The sequence below is a fragment of the Pseudomonas sp. DSV-1 genome, assembly GCF_035830915.1.
Classification (GTDB): domain Bacteria; phylum Pseudomonadota; class Gammaproteobacteria; order Pseudomonadales; family Pseudomonadaceae; genus Aquipseudomonas.
Genome location: NZ_JAYMYG010000001.1, coordinates 2,953,528 through 2,973,264, shown reverse-complemented (window position 1 = coordinate 2,973,264; position 19,737 = coordinate 2,953,528). Strand labels below are relative to the sequence as shown.

Genomic DNA, 19,737 nt, shown 5'->3' with positions numbered 1-19,737 from the left:
CCCTGATCTCAGGATTCAAACCTTTGAATCCTGAGATCGGCAGAACCTAAACAAACACGCTGTCGAGACGCTTCAAGCCACAGAGCGCAGCCTTGGGTTACTGGTCAGCGGCCACAAATCCCGGTTTCAGGCTCGCACTTTGATGGGCGCGGGTAATCACCGTGATGACCGCCAATGCCGCAATGACCAGTCCCGGTGAAGTCGCCAGCAGCACCCCGGTCGTTCCGGCCCCGGCGGCGAGGATCTGACCTGCGGCCAAGGGACCTGCAACCGAACCCAGGCGCCCGATAGCGACCGCAGCGCCGACGCCGGTTGCCCGTACGGCGGTCGGGTACAGTGGCGGAGCCATTGCATACAGCACCAGCTGCGCCGCCATGACAAACAGGCCCACGGCAAAGCCTGCGGTGGCCACGGGCACAATCCCTACCGAAAAGCCGATCCCGGCCAGTGATGCCAGTAGCCCGGCATAGACGCCCAGAACCACCTTGATCGGGTTGCAGCGGTCCAGCAGCAGGCCACCGAGCAAGGAGCCCAAAGCACCGCCTATGTTGAACAGCATTTGCACCATGCCCGCTTGCGGTTTGGTAAAGCCCTGGGCGAGCAGCAGCGTGGGCAGCCAGTTCAGCAGCATGTACATCACGGTCAGGGTAAAGAAGTAACTGAGCCACAACGCCAGGGTCGAACGGCCACGACCTTCACCAAACAGTGCCTGGCCCGTGGACACACGCAAGGTCTGGCTGACGTCCTGTCGGAAAACCCGGGATTCGGGCAGCAGGATGATCATCAGGGGCACCACCAGCAACGGGGCCAGCCCGCCGATGATAAAGGTGGTTTGCCAGTGGTCATGGGAGAACATCGCCACTACCGCTGCCAATGCGCCGCCCAGTGGCACGCCGCAATACATGATGCTGATCGCTGTGCCACGACGGCGTTCGTCTACCGCTTCGGCACACAGGGCGATCAGGTTGGGCAGGGCAGCGCCCAGGCCAAGACCCGTCATGAATCGCACCAGCAGCAAGTGGGAGTAGCTGTCTACATAGGCGGTCAACAGGGAGAAGACGCCAAACAGGATGACCGCGCCGATGAGGATCTTTTTACGGCCGATTCGATCGGCAATCCAGCCGCCGAAGAATGCACCGGGCAGCAGGCCGATGATCCCGGCACTGAACACCCAGCCCATCATTTTCGGGTCCAGGGCAAAGGTTTGACGCAGGCCGGCGGCGGCAGTGCCAGCGGCTTGCAGGTCAAACCCTTCGATAAGCGCAACGATAAAGCACAAAGCGATTGTCAGCGTCGAACGATGCTGTGGAGTGTTCATGGACGAACCTCGTTATTGTTTTTGTAGGGGGGCTTTCTGCGAGCCAAATAAAGATTAACAAAGATAACTAAAAAAAGAAGCTGAGATTGTTATTGGCTTCAAAATGAGATTTAAGGTGTTTAAGACGGGCTTTTAGCCAGTATCTGCCAGTGAATATCAAAACTAGATAAGAAACATAATGTTCGATTATCGGTCATTTATGATTGACGTTGCTTTGACTTGTTTCCATTCTCTGGCTCAGGAAACGCCAAGAGAGCGTTCTGGTTCTGTCAAAAACAACAATAAATGGACATTCAATATGCATACGCTCAACCAAGGCGCCCTGCGCTTGTTCCCGCTTTCGTGCATTGCCCTGTGCCTGTTCAGCACCCCGGTTTGGGCCCAGGGATTTATCGAAGACAGTCACGGCATCCTGACCTTGCGCAACTACTACATGGACCGTGATTACAAGGACGGTGGCGCCAAGACCGCAGCGCGGGAATGGGCCCAGGGCTTCATTGCCAACATGGAGTCGGGCTTTACCGAAGGTACGGTCGGTTTCGGGCTGGATGTGCGTGGTCTGCTGGGGGTCAAGCTGGACTCTTCGCCTGACCGCAGCGGCACCGAACTGCTGCCGGTCAATAGTGACAAACAGGCTGCGGATGAGTACTCGCGACTGGCCTTCACCGGCAAGCTGCGTTTTAGCCAGACCACGCTCAAGACCGGTGATGTGTCGATTTTTCTGCCGTTTGCCTTTGCCAGCCCGTCGCGGCTGTTGCCCCAGACCTTTCGCGGGACCACCGTCAGCTCCAAAGAAATTGACGGCCTGACCTTCAACACCGGTTATATCGACGCGATCAACAAACGTGACTCCACCAACTACCAGGCCATGACCATCGCGTCTCCCAATGGCCGATTCAAGGGCTCGGCTGAAACCTCGCACCTGGCTTACGGCGGTGGTGATTATCAGGTCAACAAGAACCTGAGCGTGCGCGCCTACCATGTCGAGGTGGCGGATTTGTACAAGCAAAGCACCCTGGCATTGCTGCACGACCTGCCCCTGGGTGACGGCGTGCTGACCACCGACCTGCGCAGTTTTTTCAGTGATGAGGCGGGCAGTGCCAAAGCAGGCAAGGTCGACAACATCAACGCATCGGCGCTGTTGGGTTATCGGCTGGGTGGGCATCGTTTAAGTGTGGGCTACATGCATTCCAGCGGTGATACGGCGACGCCTTACATCTCGGGTACAGAGTTGATGGGCATGAGCGAAATGACCATGAGTTCGGACTTTCTCAATGCCAAGGAGCGCACCTGGCAGGCCATTTACGACTACGACTTCACGGCGGTGGGGGTGGTGGGATTGAAAGGGCGGTTGCGTTATGTGCGCGGTGACAATATCGAACTGGCGTCCTTGAATGCGGATGATCGCAAGGAGCGCGAGTTTCAGATGGAGCTGGGGTACGTGATCCAGAGCGGGCCGCTGAAAAACCTGGGTCTTTTGGCGAGGAAGTCTATTTACCGAAACGACTTCCCGACAGGTGCGGCCTTTCGCGATGAAAACCAGACCCGCTTTCTGGCCATCTATACCTTGCCGATCTGGTAGGGGCGGTTTTGCGACCGCTGCGCGCTCGATCGCAGCCTCGTACTACTCGTCAGCGACTACAACACGGAAATGGTGGTGAATCTGTAGTCGCTGACGAGCCATGCGGGGCTGCGTCCGGCTGCGAAGCAGTCGTGAAACCGGCTTGCACGGTTAATCAGGCATTGCGCGTGTTGCGGTTTTGCGACCGCTGCGCGCTTGATCGCAGCCTCGTACTACTCGTCAGCGACTACAACACGGAGATGGTGGCGAATCTGTAGTCGCTGACGAGCCGTGCGAGGCTGCGTCCGGCTGCGAAGCAGTCGTGAAACCGGCTTGCACGGTTAATCCGGCATTGCGCGTGTTGCGGTTTTGCGACCGCTGCGCGCTCGATCGCAGCCTCGCATGGCTCGTCAGCGACTACAACACGGAGATGGTGGCGAATCTGTAGTCGCTGACGAGCCATGCGAGGCTGCGTTCGGCTACGCAGTGGCTACAGCGCCAGGTTACTCCTGATACACCTTTTTCAGCAGGCGCAGCAGTTCTTCACGCTCGGCGCTATCCAGCGCCGAGGTCGCGTCGATGTCGCTTTGGGCAGCGATGGCCTTGAGCTCTTTGAGCAGGGCTTCTCCGGTCTTGCTCAGGAAGATGCCGTAGGAGCGCTTGTCGGGTTTGCAACGAACCCGTACCGCCAACGCCCGACTCTCCAGTTTGTTCAGCAATGGCACCACTTGCGGGGGCTCAATCGCCAGCGCGCGGGCCAGGTCTGCCTGCATAAGGCCGGGATGCTGGTCAATGATCGCCATTGCCGAAAACTGCGCCGGGCGCAGGTCATGGGCCGACAGTCGGCTGATCAGGTTCTGGAACAGCTTTAACTGGGCGCGACGCATGGCATAGCCGATCAGTTCGTCCAGCGCGGTGTCCAGGGGGGCCTGTACGTCCGGGCTTTCAGGCAGGGCCTCTTGGGCGACGACAGGGGTGGCTGACTTGGCCATAAATAGAGGGATCCTTGCTCGAATGAAGTTAATAAACCTATCTAGTTTGCCGCGGTTGAAGGTTGATAGCCACCGCTGCGTTATTTTACGTGCGGTTTCCGCCAAAAAATTTGGTTAATTTAATTAATGGTTAATTGACATAACTAATTTTGCCGGTTAGTTTTTACTCATCTTCAAGCGAACAACAAGAGAGCAATCGCTATGAGCCAATACGAAGGCCGCTGGAAAACCGTCAAAGTCGAAATCGAAGACAGCATCGCCTGGGTGATTCTCAATCGTCCGGAAAAACGCAATGCCATGAGCCCGACCCTGAACCGTGAAATGATCGACGTGCTGGAAACCCTCGAGCAGGACCCGCAGGCAGGCGTGTTGGTGTTGACCGGTGCGGGCGATGCCTGGACGGCGGGCATGGACTTGAAAGAGTACTTTCGCGAAGTGGACGCCGGTCCCGAGATTCTTCAGGAGAAAATCCGCCGTGAAGCGTCGCAGTGGCAATGGAAGTTGCTGCGCATGTACGCCAAGCCAACGATTGCCATGGTCAATGGCTGGTGCTTTGGTGGCGGTTTCAGCCCGCTGGTGGCGTGCGACCTGGCCATCTGCGCCGACGAGGCAACGTTTGGCCTGTCGGAAATCAACTGGGGCATTCCACCGGGCAACCTGGTCAGCAAGGCAATGGCAGACACCGTAGGCCACCGCCAGTCGCTGTACTACATCATGACCGGCAAGACCTTCGACGGGCGTAAAGCCGCCGAGATGGGCCTGGTCAATGAGAGCGTGCCGCTGGCGCAGCTGCGTGAAGTCACCATTGAACTGGCACGCAACCTGCTGGAGAAAAACCCGGTTGTTCTGCGTGCGGCCAAGCATGGCTTCAAGCGCTGCCGCGAACTGACCTGGGAGCAGAACGAAGATTACCTGTACGCCAAGCTCGATCAGTCGCGACTGCTGGACACCGAAGGCGGGCGTGAGCAGGGCATGAAGCAATTCCTCGATGAAAAGAGCATCAAGCCAGGCCTGCAAGCCTACAAGCGCTAATCTCGCTGTTCAGGGTGCGCCGGTCGCACCCTGTAAATGAATTCCCGATAACGACAATAAAGAGGAATCACCATGTTGGACGTGCCCCTGCTCATCGGCGGAAAGTCGTGCCCGGCCCGTGATGGCCGAACGTTCGAGCGCTGCAACCCGGTGACGGGTGAGGTGGTGTCACGCGTGGCCGCCGCCACCCTGGAAGATGCCGATGCCGCAGTTGCCGCGGCTCAGGCTGCTTTCCCTGCCTGGGCTGCGCTGGCGCCCAATGAACGACGTACGCGGCTGCTCGCTGCTGCCGAGTTGATGCAGGCACGGGCGAGCGAGTTTATCGAGGCGGCGGGTGAAACCGGGGCCATGGCCAACTGGTATGGGTTCAACGTCAAGCTGGCGGCCGGCATGCTTCGTGAGGCCGCCTCCATGACCACCCAGATCAACGGCGAAGTGATCCCTTCCGATGTGCCCGGCAGTTTTGCGATGGCCTTGCGTCAACCCTGTGGCGTGATCCTGGGCATCGCGCCCTGGAATGCCCCGGTGATTCTTGCCACCCGTGCGCTGGCCATGCCGCTGGCGTGCGGCAACACCGTGGTGCTCAAGGCTTCCGAGCTGAGCCCGGCCGTTCACCGGCTGATTGGCCAGGTGTTGCAGGATGCGGGACTGGGCGATGGCGTGGTCAACGTCATCAGCAATGTTCCGGCAGATGCACCGGCGATTGTAGAGCGACTGATCGCCAATCCGGCGGTGCGCCGGGTCAACTTTACCGGCTCAACCCACGTGGGGCGCATTGTTGCCGAACTGGCAGCCCGTCACCTCAAGCCGGCCCTTCTGGAGCTGGGGGGCAAGGCGCCGTTTCTGGTGCTGGACGACGCTGACCTTGACGCCGCAGTCGACGCCGCAGCCTTTGGCGCTTACTTCAATCAGGGCCAGATCTGCATGTCCACCGAGCGGCTGATCGTGGACAACAAGGTGGCTGATGCCTTTATCGACAAGCTGGCAACCAAGGTTGCCACCTTGCGCGCCGGTCATCCCCAGGCGGACGACTCGGTACTCGGCTCGCTGGTGGATGCCAGCGCCGGTGTGCGGATCAAGGCACTGATCGACGATGCGGTCGGCAAAGGCGCGAGGCTGGTGGTGGGTGGTCAGGTCGAGGGCAGCATCATGCAACCGGCGTTGCTCGATGGCGTGACCCCGAGCATGCGCCTGTACCGCGAAGAGTCCTTTGGCCCGGTTGCCGTGCTGCTGCGCGGGGACGGCGATGAGGCCTTGCTGAGCCTGGCCAACGATTCGGAGTTCGGGTTGTCGGCGGCTATTTTCAGCCGGGACACCGGGCGTGCCCTGGCACTGGCCCAGCGGGTCGAATCGGGCATTTGCCATATCAACGGCCCGACGGTCCACGATGAAGCGCAAATGCCTTTTGGTGGGGTCAAGTCCAGCGGTTACGGCAGTTTTGGCGGCAAGGCGTCGATCGAGCAATTCACCCAGTTGCGCTGGATCACCTTGCAGAACGGGCCGCGCCACTACCCGATCTGATCGTCTGCACAAGGCATAACAATAACAAGGAGTCATGCCTGCGCCATGCCGCTTAAGTGTCGGACGGGCAGCGCATGCCTTGATGGAGGAGCATGACGTGAGTTTCGAATTCAATTCCCCGGCCAAGTCCCCTACACCGACGCCACGTTATCGCGAGGTGGCCATCGGTCACCCGGCGGTCGAAGTGCTGGAGGTCGGCGGCATCTTGCACATGCGCTCCCTGGAAACCCTGGAGCCGATGCCCGAACGTTTGCTTGATCGCCTGGTGCACTGGGCGCAGATCCGGCCCGGGCACACCTTTATCGCTGCACGGGACGCTGATGGCCAATGGCGTCGCATCAGCTATGCCCAGATGCTGGAAGACGTTCGCGCCATTGCGCAAAGCCTGCTGGCCTATGGCCTGGGGGCAGAGCGTCCGCTGGCGATCCTGTCGGGCAACGATATTGAGCATTTGCAGATGGCGTTGGGGGCAATGTATGCCGGTATTCCTTACTGCCCTGTTTCCCCTGCCTATTCGTTGCTGTCCCAGGATTTTGCCAAGTTGCGCCATGTCTGCGACCTGTTGCAGCCGGGCCTGATCTTTGTCAGTGACGCGGCGGTTTATCAGCGTGCCGTGGACGCGGTATTGCCCTCAGACACGCCATTGGTAGCGGTACGCGGCGAGATGGCGGGGCGGCCCCAGGTGAGCTTTGCCAGTTTGCTGGAGCAGCCGGGCGGCGCCGAGGCCCAGGCTGCGTTCATGGCGTCAGGCCCGGACAGCATCGCCAAATTTCTCTTCACTTCAGGCTCGACCAAGCTGCCCAAAGCGGTGATTACCACCCAGCGCATGCTTTGTGCCAATCAACAAATGCTGTTACAGACCTTTCCGGTTTTTGCCGAAGAACCCCCGGTGCTGGTGGACTGGTTGCCCTGGAACCACACGTTTGGCGGCAGTCATAACCTCGGGATCGTCCTCTACAACGGCGGTACGCTGTACCTGGATGGCGGTAAACCAACGGCTCAGGGCTTTGCCGAAACCCTGCGCAACCTCAAGGAAATCTCGCCTACTGCCTACCTCACCGTGCCTAAAGGCTGGGAAGAACTGGTCACGGCGCTGGAAACCGACAGCGAGTTGCGCGAGCGTTTTTTTGCCCGCATCAAACTGTTCTTTTTCGCCGCCGCGGGCCTTTCGCAAAGTATCTGGGACCGCCTCGACCGGGTTGCCGAGCAACACTGTGGCGAACGCATCCGGATGATGGCCGGGCTGGGCATGACCGAAGCCTCGCCTTCATGCACCTTCACCACCGGGCCGTTGTCGATGGCCGGTTATATCGGTCTGCCGGCGCCGGGCTGTGAGGTCCGTCTGGTACCGGTGGATGGCAAGCTGGAAGGGCGCTTTCGCGGCCCGCACATCATGCCCGGTTACTGGCGCGCCCCCGAGCAGAGTGCCGAGGCGTTTGACGATGAAGGCTTTTACCGCTCCGGTGACGCCATCAAGCTGGCCGATCCTTGCAACCCGCAATGGGGGTTGATGTTCGATGGGCGGCTGGCCGAGGACTTCAAATTGTCATCCGGGGTGTTTGTCAGCGTGGGGCCGCTGCGCAACCGGGCCGTACTCGAAGGTTCTCCCTATGTTCAGGATCTGGTGATCGCAGCGCCGGATCGCGAATGCCTTGGTGCGTTGGTATTTGCCCGGCTGTACGAGTGCCGACAGTTATCGGGCTTGCCTGCCGACGCCAGCGACGCGCAGGTGTTGGCCAGTGAACCGGTGCGCCAGTGGTTTGCTGACTGGTTGCAGCGGCTCAATCTTCAGGCCAGTGGCAATGCCAGTCGCCTGGAATGGATCGCGCTGCAGGATGAGGCCGCGTCGATCGATCGCGGTGAAATCACCGACAAGGGTTCGATCAATCAGCGTGCAGTGCTGCAATGGCGAGCGGCGCATGTGGAAGCGCTTTATCGCGGGCAGGCGCCTTCGATCCTGCGTGCTGGCAAGCCGTCGTGAGCCCTGGGGGGCAGTACTCGGCATTCACCGATGTCGCCATTCTTGAGGTGGTTCGTACCCCGTGGGTCGACCTGGGCGGGGCATTGGCCCAGGTTTCACCGATCGACATGGGGATCAAGGTCGCCCGTGAAGTGCTGGCCCGTGCCGGGCTGGACGGGGGGGCAGTGGACTCGGTACTGGCGGGTTCAATGGCCCAGGCCAGCTTCGATGCGTACATGTTGCCGCGTCATATCGGCCTCTACAGCGGTGTGGCGCAACAGGTGCCTGCCCTGGCGGTGCAGCGTATTTGCGCCACAGGGTTTGAACTGTTGCGCCAGGCTGCCGGGCAGTTGCATGACGGCATGGAACTGGCGCTGTGCGTGGGCACGGAGTCCATGTCCCGCAACCCGATTGCCGCCTACACCCATCGCGGTGGATTCCGCCTGGGGGCGCCGGTCGAGTTCAAGGATTTTCTCTGGGAAGCACTGTACGACCCGGCTCCCGGCGTGGACATGATCGCCACGGCGGAAAACCTGGCCACGGAGTACGGCCTGAGCCGTGAGGCCGTGGACGGCTATGCCCTCAATAGTCACCAGCAGGCACTTCACGCCCAGGCCAGCGGCTGGCTGGGGGATGAAATCGTCACCCTGCGCAATGAAGTGTTTGAGCTGGAAGGCTACCAGCCGCGGGGTATCAGCCTGCCGCGTCGATGTGAGTCGGTCAGCCTCGACAGTCATCCGCGTTCCACCGACGCCGCGGCCCTGGCCAGGCTGGGGGCCATTCACCCGGGGGGTGTGCAGACGGCGGGTAACAGTTGCGCAGTGGTGGATGGCGCTGCTGCCGCGCTGGTCGCCCGTGCATCGGCGGGGCAGCCGGCCCTGGCCAATTTACTGGCGACGGCGGTGGTCGGTGTTGCGCCACAACGGATGGGTATCGGCCCGGTGCCTGCGATCCAGTTGTTGCTCAAACGCAGCGGTTTGGCGCTGGACGCGATTGATCTGTTTGAAATCAACGAGGCGCAGGGCGCACAGGTTCTGGCGGTGGCACAGGCACTGGAACTGGACCGGCAAAAACTCAATTGCCGTGGCGGCTCCATTGCCCTGGGGCATCCCCTGGCCGCCACCGGCCTGCGCCTGGTGCTGACCCTGGCCCGGCAACTGCGCGAGCAGAATCTGCGTTATGGCATTGCCGCTGCGTGTGTCGGGGGTGGCCAGGGCATGGCGGTACTGATCGAGAATCCGCATTTTTCCACGATTTGAGGTTTTCCCATGTGGCAATACCAGGCGCCGCTGCGCGACATGCAATTTGTGATTGAACACTGGCTTGAGGCCCCACGGGCCTGGGCGCAAACAGAGCGCTTCCAGGACCTCGATCTGGCGCTGGCCCGCCAGGTGCTTGAAGAAGCCGGGCGGTTCAGCGCCCAGGTGCTTGCGCCGATCAACAGCAGTGGCGACCGCCAGGGATGTAGTTTCGACGCGGGCCGGGTGACGACGCCCGCCGGATTTGTCGAGGCGTATCGCGCCTACACAGAAGGCGGGTGGTCAGCCCTGGCGTGCGATGAGGCCTACGGCGGGCAGGGCTTGCCGCAGCTGCTCGATGCGGCGCTGCAGGAAATGCTCTATGCCAGCAATCATGGCTGGGCCATGTACACCGGCATCGCCCATGGTGCCTACCTGTGCCTCAAGGCCCATGCCCCGCAGTGGATCAAGGCGCGTTATTTGCCGCAGATTGTCAGCGGTGAAGCCTTGCCCACCATGTGCCTGACCGAGCCGCAGGCAGGCAGCGACGTCGGCCTGCTGCGCTGTCGTGCCGAACCGCAAGACGACGGCAGTTATCGTGTGAGCGGCAGCAAGCTGTTTATCTCTGGCGGCGAACACGACCTGAGCGCAAATATCCTGCATCTGGTGTTGGCACGACTGCCCGGTGCGCCTGCTGGCAGCCGGGGCATTTCGCTGTTTCTGGTGCCCAAGCTGCTGGACCACCATCAGGTCAACAACGTGCGTTGCGACGGTATCGAACACAAGATGGGGATCAAGGGCAGCGCAACCTGTTCGCTGGTGTTCGAGCAGGCACACGGCTGGCTGATTGGCGAGGCCAGTCGCGGTCTGGCGGCGATGTTCGTGATGATGAACTCGGCGCGGCTGCACGTGGGTCTGCAGGGGCTGGGACACGCCGAAGCGGCGTGGCAGAACGCTCGCGACTATGCCCTGGAACGCAAGCAGATGCGTGCGCCGGTGCGGCCTGTCGGGGTCAGTGCCGACGCCGCCGACCCGATCCATTTTCACCCGGCCATGCGCCGCACCTTGCTGGAGTTGCGCGCCTGCACCGAGGGGATGCGGGCCGTGGGCTATTGGGTGGCGCATCTGCTCGATGAGGCTGAGCACCAAGAGAGCCCGGCCGAGCGACAGCGCGCCCTGCAACTGGCAGAACTGCTGACGCCCGTGATCAAGGCGTTTTTCACCGACCAGGGGTTTCGCCAGGCCAGCAACGCTTTGCAGGTGTTCGGCGGTTACGGCTATGTCAGCGAGTTTGCGATCGAGCAAACCCTGCGCGACAGCCGGATCGCGATGATTTATGAGGGCAGCAACGAGATCCAGGCCAATGACTTGCTGTTGCGCAAAGTGCTGGGCGATGACGGCCGGGCGTTTGCCGAGTTGCTGGCGGTGATGCGCCAGGAGTCCGCGCTGGCCCTGGAGGCCTCGGAGTGTGGCGGTTTTGGCACTGAGCTGGAGCGACTGTGCGACAAGCTTGAAGCGGTGGTGGGCGCAGTTCGTGAGCGCGCTGGCGAGGAGGTCGAGTATCCCTATCGGGTTGCCGGGGACTTTTTGCGGTTGTGCGGGGTGGCCCTGCTGGGGTTTGCCTGGGTACGAGGGGCGCGGGTGTCCCGTTTGCTGCCCGACAGCGACCCTGTACGCGCCGGCAAGCTACAAACTGCGCAGTTCTTTTTTGCCTATGTATTGCCAGAAGCCGACTACCGAATCGCCTCCATTCGTGGCGCACAGGCGAGCCTGGCGTTTGTCGAGTGATACCCGGAAAACACTGCTTCAGTGGATCCAATAAATCGATTTTCAAGTGACTAAGACTGGGTTCGTGGCCAGACAGGATTTCTGGCTACGAGATTGGTCGATAATCGAACGCTAAAGTGTAGAGGGTCTTTATAATTCAACGTGTTGTATTTAAAGGAAAAAATTAATATCTCTGCGCCGGTTTCAGGATCTGAGGGCAGGGGTTCTTGATATTGTGACAATCCCTCATATTGCCTGTGGATCCATTAACGGGTTGACTAGCGCCCTGGCGATGGCTGGATTCCTTCCTGACCGTCGCCCATAAAAATTACAAAAAAAGGGTCTCGTCATGAAAGGCTTATCCAGAGCACAGAACTGTCAGGGTTCTGTCCGCTTTATGTCTGCGCGCACTGCCGTGTTTTGCGTTTGCCTTGTCCGGGTCGCTTGCGACAGGCAGGTGCAATGATGGATATCGATCTGAAAGCTCGCGTGGATAACGGTCCGATGGTGCGGTTTCAATGGCTCGCCATCGGGATCTGCATCGTGTTGAACATGATCGATGGCTTTGATGTGCTGGTGATGGCGTTCACGGCGGCTTCGGTGTCGGCCGAGTGGGGCCTGAGCGGGGCGCAAATCGGCATGTTGCTCAGTGCCGGGCTGTTTGGCATGGCGGCGGGTTCGCTGTTTCTCGCCCCCTGGGCAGATCGCATCGGTCGACGCCCATTGATCCTGTTGTGCCTGGTGGTCAGCGGCACGGGCATGCTGCTTTCGGCGTTGAGCCAGACACCGGTGCAGTTGGCGCTGCTGCGCGGGCTTACGGGGCTGGGGATTGGCGGGATTCTGGCCAGCAGCAACGTGATTGCCAGCGAGTACGCCAGCAAGCGCTGGCGCGGCCTGGCAGTGAGTCTGCAATCCACCGGCTATGCCCTGGGCGCCACCCTGGGCGGTTTGCTGGCAGTCTGGTTGTTGACCCATTGGGGCTGGCGTTCGGTGTTTGTCTTCGGCGGGGTTGTGACTTTTGCGGTGATCCCGCTGGTGTTGCTGTGGCTGCCCGAGTCGCTGGACTTTTTGCTTGCGCGCCGCCCGGCCACGGCCTTGCAACGTATCAATAGCCTGGCCCGACGCCTGGGTCAGCCAGCCTTGAACCAGATGCCTGCTGCGGTGGTGAGTCCGGCGGGTGCCAGTACCGGCCTGACCAAGCTTCTGGCGCCCGCCATGCGCCGCACCACGCTGCTGATCTGGCTGTTGTTCTTCCTGGTGATGTTCGGCTTTTACTTTGTGATGAGCTGGACGCCAAAACTGCTGGTGTCGGCCGGGCTTTCGGCGCAACAGGGCATTACCGGCGGCGTGCTGTTGAGCGTGGGCGGGATCTTTGGCGCGGCGCTGATTGGCGGCTTGTCATCGCGCTGGCCGCTGACCCGGGTGCTGTCGCTGTTCATGCTGATTACCGCGGGCTTGCTGGTGCTGTTTGTCGGCTCTGGGTCTTCGGTCATGGCCGCGTTGGGGCTTGGATTGCTGATCGGGCTGTTTTCCAATGGCTGCGTTGCCGGGCTCTATGCATTGTCGCCAGTGGTGTATGACGCTTCCGTACGAGCAACGGGCGTGGGCTGGGGGATCGGCATTGGGCGTATCGGCGCGATCCTGTCGCCCATTGTGGCCGGTTTTCTGCTGGATGCCGGCTGGCAGCCCCTGCACCTGTATGGCGTGTTTGCCATCGTGTTCGTGATCGCGGCCGGTTGCTTGCTGCTGCTCAAACCGTCGACTTCGCAGGCACAACCGGCGCTGGCCCAGGCCTGATTCAACCTTCTGATCAATGCCCGGCCTGGCCGGGCGCATACCCTTATCTATCTGTCTGGGCGGGCTGTATCAGCTGCGGGGAGCGGCTGCGCCCAACAATCGGAGAACAATAATAATGAAGATGCTTACAGGTTTGCTGTCGTTGTCGGTGTGTGCCTCGGCAATGGCCCAGGATGAAGGGTTTTTTGACGGCGCGAAGGCCGATTTGATGCTGCGCAACTACTACTTCAATCGTGATTTTCGTGACCACAGCGCCGGCAAAAGCAAGGTGGATGAATGGGCACAGGGCTTTATTCTGAAATTCAGCTCCGGTTACACCCCGGGGCCTGTGGGTTTTGGCCTGGAAGGGATTGCCATGCTTGGGGTCAAGCTCGACAGCAGTCGCGTGGCCAGTGGCTCTGAACTGCTGCCGGTGAACAGCGATGGTCGCGCGGCCGATAACTTTGGCCGGGCAGGGCTGGCGGCCAAGGCGCGCTTTTCGGAAACGGAAGTGAAGGTTGGAGAACTGCTGCCGGATGTTCCGGTGTTGCGCTACGACGATGGGCGACTGCTGCCGCAGACCTTCCGTGGCGCCATGCTGGTGTCCAGGGAGATTGAAGGCCTGGGGCTGCAGGCGGGGCAATACCGGGCCGTGAGCCTGCGCAATTCTTCGGACATGCAGGATCTGGCGGCGTGGGCTGCGCCGGGCGTGACCTCCGACCGATTCAACTATGCGGGGGCTGAGTACCGTTTCAATGAGCAGCGTACCCAGGTGGGGGCGTGGCATTCGCAGTTGGCGGATATCTATCAGCAAAGCTATTTCAATCTGCTGCACAAACAGCCGGTGGGTGACTGGGTGCTGGGCGCCAATCTGGGTTACTTCATCGACAAGGACGATGGTAGCGCGCGTATCGGTCGGGTCAGCAGCCGCACGGCGTACGGACTGTTCTCCGCGGCTACGGGCGGGCACACGTTGTACCTGGGGTTGCAGCGGGTCAGCGGGGACAGCGGCTGGATGTCGGTGTACGGCAGCAGCGGGCGCACGCTGGGCAACGACATGTTCAACGGTAACTTCAGCAATGCCGACGAGCGCTCCTGGCAAGCGCGTTACGACTACAACTTTGCCGCGCTCGGGGTGCCTGGATTGCTGGCGATGGTTCGCTATGGTCATGGCGACAACGCCACCACCAAACAGGGGACTAACGGCAAGGAATGGGAGCGCGATACCGAAGTCGGCTATACGTTCCAGAGCGGCACGCTGAAGAATCTCAGCTTGCGCGTCAACAACGCCACCAACCGTCGTAGCTTCAACAGCGACTTCGACCAGACCCGTGTGATCGTGAGTTATCCGTTGTCGATGTAGGGGGGCTGCGATGCAGGCAGTGCGGTGTGTCTGTCGAATCGCGTCGATACCATCGCGAGCAAGCCCGCTCCCACAGGGGGATGTGCCAGGTAGTAGATGCTGAGGGATGTGTGCGCCGCTCAGTCTCTATAGCCGCTCATGCGTTACTATGGCCGCTCACGTTTTCTGGATGCTGCCTGGATGAGCAAACCCGGTCAATTGGTGCTGATTGCACTGCGCAAGATGATTGCCTCAGGCGAGCTTGCCGCTGGCGAACGCCTCATGGAAATTCCCACTGCCGAGTTGTTCGGCGTCTCCCGCATGCCGGTACGCATGGCCTTTCGCACGCTTGAGCAGGAAGGCTTGCTGGTGCGTTTCGGCGGGCGCGGTTTTCAGGTGCGTTCGGTCAGTGCCAATGACATTGCGGGTGCGGTGGAGGTGCGCGGGGTGCTCGAAGGCCTGGCGGCACGTTTGACGGCCGAACGCGGGCTGTCGGGAGAGGCACGGGCCGCCCTGGAGTTGTGCCTGTTGCAAGGGGATGAGCTGTTCGATAAAGGCTTCGTCACCGAGGACGATCTTGAGGTCTATCACGACCTCAATATGCGCTTTCATCAGGTTATCGTTGAGGGCAGTCACAACCCGGCCATTGCCGATGCCCTGGCACGCAATGATCATTTGCCGTTTGCTTCAGTGACGGCGCTGGCGGTTGATCGCAAGGACATGGCCCGTGAATACCGGCGCTTCAACTATGCCCATATGCAGCATCATTCGGTGTTCGATGCGCTGGTCAGTCGCCAGGGTGCCCGCGCCGAAGCGATCATGCGCGAGCACGCCAACGCGACGTTGCGCTATGCCGAAATCTTCGGCTCGGCCACTGCCAATGAGCGGATGAAAGTGATCCACCGCTCCGATTGAAGTTCAGATATCCAGCACCAGCATGGGCGATTTCGAGCGCGAACAGCACGGAGTGAACTGATCGTTGCAAGCCTGCTCCTCTTCGGTGAGGAACATGTCGCGATGATCCGGAACGCCTTCCAGCACGCGGGTCAGGCACGTGCCGCATACCCCTTGCTCGCATGACATGGGTATATCGATGCCGTGACTTTCCAGGACCTGGACCACGGTTTTGTCCGCTGGAATATCGAAGACCTGGCCGGTGCTGCCCACCTTGACCGAAAAGCTGCCGTCGTTGCTGCTGTCAACCGGGGCGGCGGCGAAGTACTCCCGGTGCAGGGCGTGCTCCTGCCAGTCTTGAGCGCGCGCACTGTCCAGAACATGCTGCATGAAGCCGCCCGGGCCGCACACGTACAAATGGGTGCCGGGCTGCGGGCTGGCCAGCACCTGGGCTGCATTCAGGGCGGTCTCTGGCTGCTCGTCGAAGTGCATGAACACCCGGTCCGCAAAAGGCGAGTTGCGCAGGCGCTCGACAAAGGCCGCCCGCTCGCTGGACCGGGCGCAGTAATGCAGTTCGAAATCTGCGCCGCTGTGGGCCAGGCGCTCCGCCATGCACAGAATCGGGGTGATCCCTATGCCCCCTGCAAACAGCAAGCTGCGGCGGGCTTCGTGGACCAGCGGGAACAGGTTGCGCGGTTCACTGATGCGCAGGCTATCGCCACTCTTGATCTGTTCATGCAGGCTTTGCGAGCCGCCCCGTGAAGCCGGATCCCTGAGCACGCCAATCAGGTAGCGATGCTGTTCATCAGGATGGTTGCACAGGGAGTATTGGCGGATCAGTCCGCCGGGCAGGTGCACATCAATGTGCGATCCGGCACTGAACGCGGGGAGGGCGCTGCCATCGGCGTTGGCCAGCTCATAGGTGCAAATGCCCTGTGCTTCGTTGTTGCGAGATACCACCACCACATCAATCATGCTGCTTCCTCAAAGCGTTGCCATTGAGGGGGCTGGCCCACGTGCGCTCGCCCCCGTCCGGGAATTACTGCGCAGTGGCGATCAGGTGTGGCTCGGGTGTGCGTTCGCTGGCGATGATGCGGTCCAGGACGCGGCGTGACTGCACGCCGCCCGAGTCGATATTGAGCTTGAGCAATGCGCGTTGCGGGTGGTCCAGCAGGTTTTGTTGCTGTTGTTCGAGCATCTCCAGGTCTTCGCTGAAAATCTTGCCCTGGCCCTCGCGGATGGTCGCGGTGAGCGCCTGATCCTGAGGGTTGAAGTTGCGTGCCATCCCCCAGAAGTACCAGATCGAGGTGTCTGTTTCAGGGGTGATGAAATCGACCACGATGCTCGATGCCTTGAACTCGGGGGCTGCGTGGTAGCCGCCTTTGCCCGCGTGAGCGACCCCGACTTCGATCAAGACGTGGCTGGGTGGCGAGAAGCGGCAGATCTGCCAGCGGTCCACCGGCACATCGTCGGCCAGATTATTGCCGCGCAAGGCCATGCGCCAGAACGGCGGGGCCATGATGTTTTCCATGTGCCGCGCCGTGACGACTTCGTTGCCTTCAACCGTGGTGGTCGGGGCGACTTCGTCGATTTCCTTCTGGCCAATGCTGGAGGCGTGTACGTAGGTTTCGTGGGTCAGGTCCATCAGGTTGTCGATCATCAGGCGATAGTCGCAACCGATATGAAACAGGCCGCCGCCATAGGCCCATTCATCGCTCACTGCCCACTCCAGGTGGTGGATCAATGCAGGGTCGGCTTGATCCTGATCGCCGGGCCATACCCAGATAAAGCCGTAGCGTTCGACCACGGCATAGGTCTTGTTGCACGGGAAACCGCGTACCCGCTGTCCGGGCATCTCGACGGTTTTGCCGTCGCAGCCCATGACCAGCCCGTGATAGCCGCACACCAGGTTGCCGTTCTCGACATAACCCAGTGACAGGGGAGCACCGCGATGCGGGCAAAAGTTCTCGACAGCGGCGACTTTGTTTTCGTGGCCGCGATAAAAAACCATTTTCTCGCCGCAAATCTGCCGGCCCAAAGGCTTGTCGGTGATTTCATCGGGGGTGCATGCGACGTACCAGGTGTTTTTTGGGTACATGACCAATCTCCAGATCAGGTGTTATTGCTTTTATGGATCCATTAGGCGGCATTGGTATCTTTCAAGTCAATTTCATGTGGGAGTATTGTTGGGTTTTGCTGGGGGTTTTGGCGATTATCGAACACAAAATGCAAAGATGAGCGATAACAGTGGATCCATTAAATAAATATGCAGGGAGAGCCGATGTTCATCAACAGCTCCCCGAGAAGGCTATAAACTATCGTCTGCGTGGTTCTGGCTCGAAGGGTCTGCAAGGGCGGTCGTGTCATGGGCTTGTTAGATCATCGATAGCGAGTAGTGCATTCTTTAAATGACCAACCCCACTTCTACCTCCAATGCCACCTGGCAGCCGGTCATCGCGCTGGCGCTGGCCGCCTTTGTGTTCAACACCACGGAATTTGTGCCTGTGGGGTTGTTGAGTGCGATTGGCGGCAGCTTTGATCTGTCCACTGCCAAGGTCGGACTGATGTTGACCATCTATGCGTGGGTGGTTTCGCTGGCATCGCTGCCGATCATGCTGCTGACCCGCAACGTCGAGCGCCGCAAGTTGTTGCTCGTGCTGTTCGGGCTGTTTATCGCCAGTCATGTACTGTCGAGCCTGGCGGCCAACTTCGGCATTTTGTTGTTAAGCCGGATCGGGGTAGCGTTGTCTCATGCCCTGTTCTGGTCCATTACGGCGTCACTGGCGGTGAGGCTGGCGCCAGAAGGCAAGGAGGTGCAAGCCTTGGGCCTGTTGGCGACCGGCACGTCGCTGGCGATGGTCATGGGTGTTCCCCTGGGCCGCTTGCTGGGTGAGGCGATGGGCTGGCGTACAACCTTTATCGTGATTGCGGTGCTTGCCGCAGTGCTGGTGTTTTGGCTGGCCAGAACCTTGCCGTTGTTGCCAAGCCAGAACTCGGGCTCCCTCAGAAGCCTGCCGGTATTGTTCAAGCGACCTGCGCTGGTGGCGGTCTATGTGCTGACGGCGGTGGTGATCACGGCACAGTTCACTGCCTACAGCTACGTCGAGCCCTTTGTGCAGGGTGTGGCCGGCATGAGTGGCAGTACCGTTACCCTGATTCTGCTGCTGTTCGGCGGTGCGGGGATTATCGGTTCCCTTTGCTTCAGCTGGTTCCACAAGTACAGCCCGCAGGCTTTCCTGTTGATCGCTGTAGGCCTGATCGCGCTGAGCCTGCTGTTGCTGTTGCCGGCCAGCAACTGGATTGAATCCCTGGGTGTGTTGAGCATTATCTGGGGGATGGCGATCATGGGGTTTGGTTTGGCGATGCAGTCCAGGGTTCTGACACTGGCGCCCGATGCAACGGATGTGGCGATGGCCATGTTCTCGGGTATTTACAACATCGGGATCGGCGGGGGTGCGCTGCTGGGCAGTTCGGTGGGCAGCCATTTCGGCTTTGCCTGGATCGGGCTGGCGGGGGGTTCGCTGGCGGGGCTGGCATTGGTGTTCTACGCCTGGACCATGTACCGGCTAAACCGCAGCGCCGCACAGGCCTGACAAACCGGGGTTCTGGCGCAATGCCAGAGCCCCGGAAGGTATTACACGGCGCTCAGATGCTCGTACAGAATCGTGGCGCCCACGATGATCAACACCACGCCGCCCACGATCTCCGCACGCTTGCCGACGAGGCTGCCCAGCGCCCGGCCAAGCATGGTGCCGATAATGACCATGGTCATGGTGGCCAGGCCGATGGCAGCAGCTGCCACCAGGATATTGACGTCCACAAAAGCCAGGCCGACGCCTACCGCCAGCGCATCGATGCTGGTGGCGATGGCCGTGACCACCAGAATCCAGAAAGAGTGTTGCGACGGTTTGTCTTCGGGCTCGTCTTCATCGGGTTTTACGCCGTTGTAGATCATGTACAGGCCCAGACCCAGCAGCAGGATGAAGGCGATCCAGTGGTCCCACTGAGTGACGTAGCTGCTGGCCGCCTGACCGATGGCCCAGCCGATCACAGGCGTAATGGCTTCGATCACACCAAAGATCAGACCGGTGCGCAGGGCTTCGCTGAAACGGGGTTTGTGCAGGCTTGAGCCTTTGCCGATGGCGGCGGCAAAAGCATCGGTGGACATGGCGAAAGCCAGGAGAATCAGGGCAATTGGGTTCAATTCAGTCATCCAGCCGGGCTTGAGGCAACGACATAGCACTGCGCGCCCGACTTCAGCACAGGTATGACGTTGGTCTCGCAAATCCGTATGGATGCCATGGCCACGGCAGGTTGCCGAGAATGTTGACCAGAG

General features: G+C 60.4%; 15 protein-coding genes. 10 read left to right on the top strand and 5 right to left on the bottom strand.

The features are described from left to right. Positions 1-97: 97 nt before the first annotated feature. Positions 98-1,318 (bottom strand): 3-(3-hydroxy-phenyl)propionate transporter MhpT, encoded by a 1,221-nt coding sequence (mhpT, locus tag VSQ83_RS13885; protein ID WP_326427044.1) that lies wholly within the window; start codon positions 1,316-1,318, stop codon positions 98-100. A gap of 298 nt (positions 1,319-1,616) precedes the next feature. Between mhpT and VSQ83_RS13880 the strand changes: the two genes are divergently transcribed. Then, the gene (locus VSQ83_RS13880; protein ID WP_326427043.1) at positions 1,617-2,900 is read left to right on the top strand and encodes an OprD family porin; all 1,284 of its coding nucleotides are present in this window, start codon (positions 1,617-1,619) and stop codon (positions 2,898-2,900) included. A 482-nt stretch (positions 2,901-3,382) separates the two neighbouring features. Here VSQ83_RS13880 and VSQ83_RS13875 read toward each other — a convergent pair whose 3' ends face one another. Next, the gene (locus VSQ83_RS13875) at positions 3,383-3,871 is read right to left on the bottom strand and encodes a MarR family winged helix-turn-helix transcriptional regulator (protein WP_019822411.1); all 489 of its coding nucleotides are present in this window, start codon (positions 3,869-3,871) and stop codon (positions 3,383-3,385) included. Between the two features lie 201 nt (positions 3,872-4,072). On the opposite strand from VSQ83_RS13875, the gene VSQ83_RS13870 reads away from it, so the two are divergent. The 8 genes from VSQ83_RS13870 to VSQ83_RS13835 all read left to right on the top strand — a co-directional run bounded on the left by VSQ83_RS13870 (position 4,073) and on the right by VSQ83_RS13835 (position 15,422). Further along, positions 4,073-4,903, top strand: coding sequence for a p-hydroxycinnamoyl CoA hydratase/lyase (locus VSQ83_RS13870; protein WP_326427042.1), 831 nt, complete (start codon positions 4,073-4,075; stop codon positions 4,901-4,903). Positions 4,904-4,975: 72 nt separating this feature from the next. After that, positions 4,976-6,424, top strand: coding sequence for an aldehyde dehydrogenase (locus VSQ83_RS13865; RefSeq protein ID WP_326427041.1), 1,449 nt, complete (start codon positions 4,976-4,978; stop codon positions 6,422-6,424). 97 nt (positions 6,425-6,521) lie between these two features. Further along, positions 6,522-8,405: a feruloyl-CoA synthase gene (locus VSQ83_RS13860; protein WP_442800231.1), complete on the top strand. Its 1,884-nt coding sequence runs from the start codon at positions 6,522-6,524 to the stop codon at positions 8,403-8,405. Next, positions 8,402-9,643, top strand: a complete 1,242-nt coding sequence (locus tag VSQ83_RS13855; protein WP_326427040.1) for a thiolase family protein — start codon at positions 8,402-8,404, stop codon at positions 9,641-9,643. Before VSQ83_RS13860 ends, VSQ83_RS13855 begins: the two co-directional genes overlap by 4 nt. 9 nt (positions 9,644-9,652) lie before the next feature. After that, the gene (locus VSQ83_RS13850; RefSeq protein ID WP_326427039.1) at positions 9,653-11,410 is read left to right on the top strand and encodes an acyl-CoA dehydrogenase; all 1,758 of its coding nucleotides are present in this window, start codon (positions 9,653-9,655) and stop codon (positions 11,408-11,410) included. Between the two features lie 444 nt (positions 11,411-11,854). Then, a complete protein-coding gene (locus VSQ83_RS13845; RefSeq protein ID WP_326427038.1) occupies positions 11,855-13,186 on the top strand; it encodes an MFS transporter in 1,332 nt (443 codons plus the stop codon). Positions 13,187-13,301: 115 nt separating this feature from the next. Next, positions 13,302-14,528: an OprD family porin gene (locus VSQ83_RS13840; RefSeq protein ID WP_133078536.1), complete on the top strand. Its 1,227-nt coding sequence runs from the start codon at positions 13,302-13,304 to the stop codon at positions 14,526-14,528. Between the two features lie 180 nt (positions 14,529-14,708). Beyond that, a complete protein-coding gene (locus VSQ83_RS13835) occupies positions 14,709-15,422 on the top strand; it encodes a GntR family transcriptional regulator (RefSeq protein WP_133078537.1) in 714 nt (237 codons plus the stop codon). Between the two features lie 3 nt (positions 15,423-15,425). On the opposite strand, the gene VSQ83_RS13830 is transcribed toward VSQ83_RS13835, so the two are convergent. Both VSQ83_RS13830 and VSQ83_RS13825 read right to left on the bottom strand, forming a co-directional pair. Continuing rightward, the gene (locus VSQ83_RS13830; protein WP_326427037.1) at positions 15,426-16,376 is read right to left on the bottom strand and encodes a PDR/VanB family oxidoreductase; all 951 of its coding nucleotides are present in this window, start codon (positions 16,374-16,376) and stop codon (positions 15,426-15,428) included. A 64-nt stretch (positions 16,377-16,440) separates the two neighbouring features. Further along, positions 16,441-17,499 (bottom strand): aromatic ring-hydroxylating oxygenase subunit alpha, encoded by a 1,059-nt coding sequence (locus VSQ83_RS13825; RefSeq protein WP_133078539.1) that lies wholly within the window; start codon positions 17,497-17,499, stop codon positions 16,441-16,443. Positions 17,500-17,809: 310 nt separating this feature from the next. Between VSQ83_RS13825 and VSQ83_RS13820 the strand changes: the two genes are divergently transcribed. After that, complete coding sequence (locus VSQ83_RS13820; protein ID WP_133078540.1) at positions 17,810-18,994, top strand: sugar transporter; 1,185 nt, start codon at positions 17,810-17,812, stop codon at positions 18,992-18,994. A gap of 41 nt (positions 18,995-19,035) precedes the next feature. On the opposite strand, the gene mntP is transcribed toward VSQ83_RS13820, so the two are convergent. Continuing rightward, positions 19,036-19,605, bottom strand: a complete 570-nt coding sequence (gene mntP / locus VSQ83_RS13815) for a manganese efflux pump MntP (protein ID WP_133078552.1) — start codon at positions 19,603-19,605, stop codon at positions 19,036-19,038. Positions 19,606-19,737 lie beyond the last annotated feature (132 nt).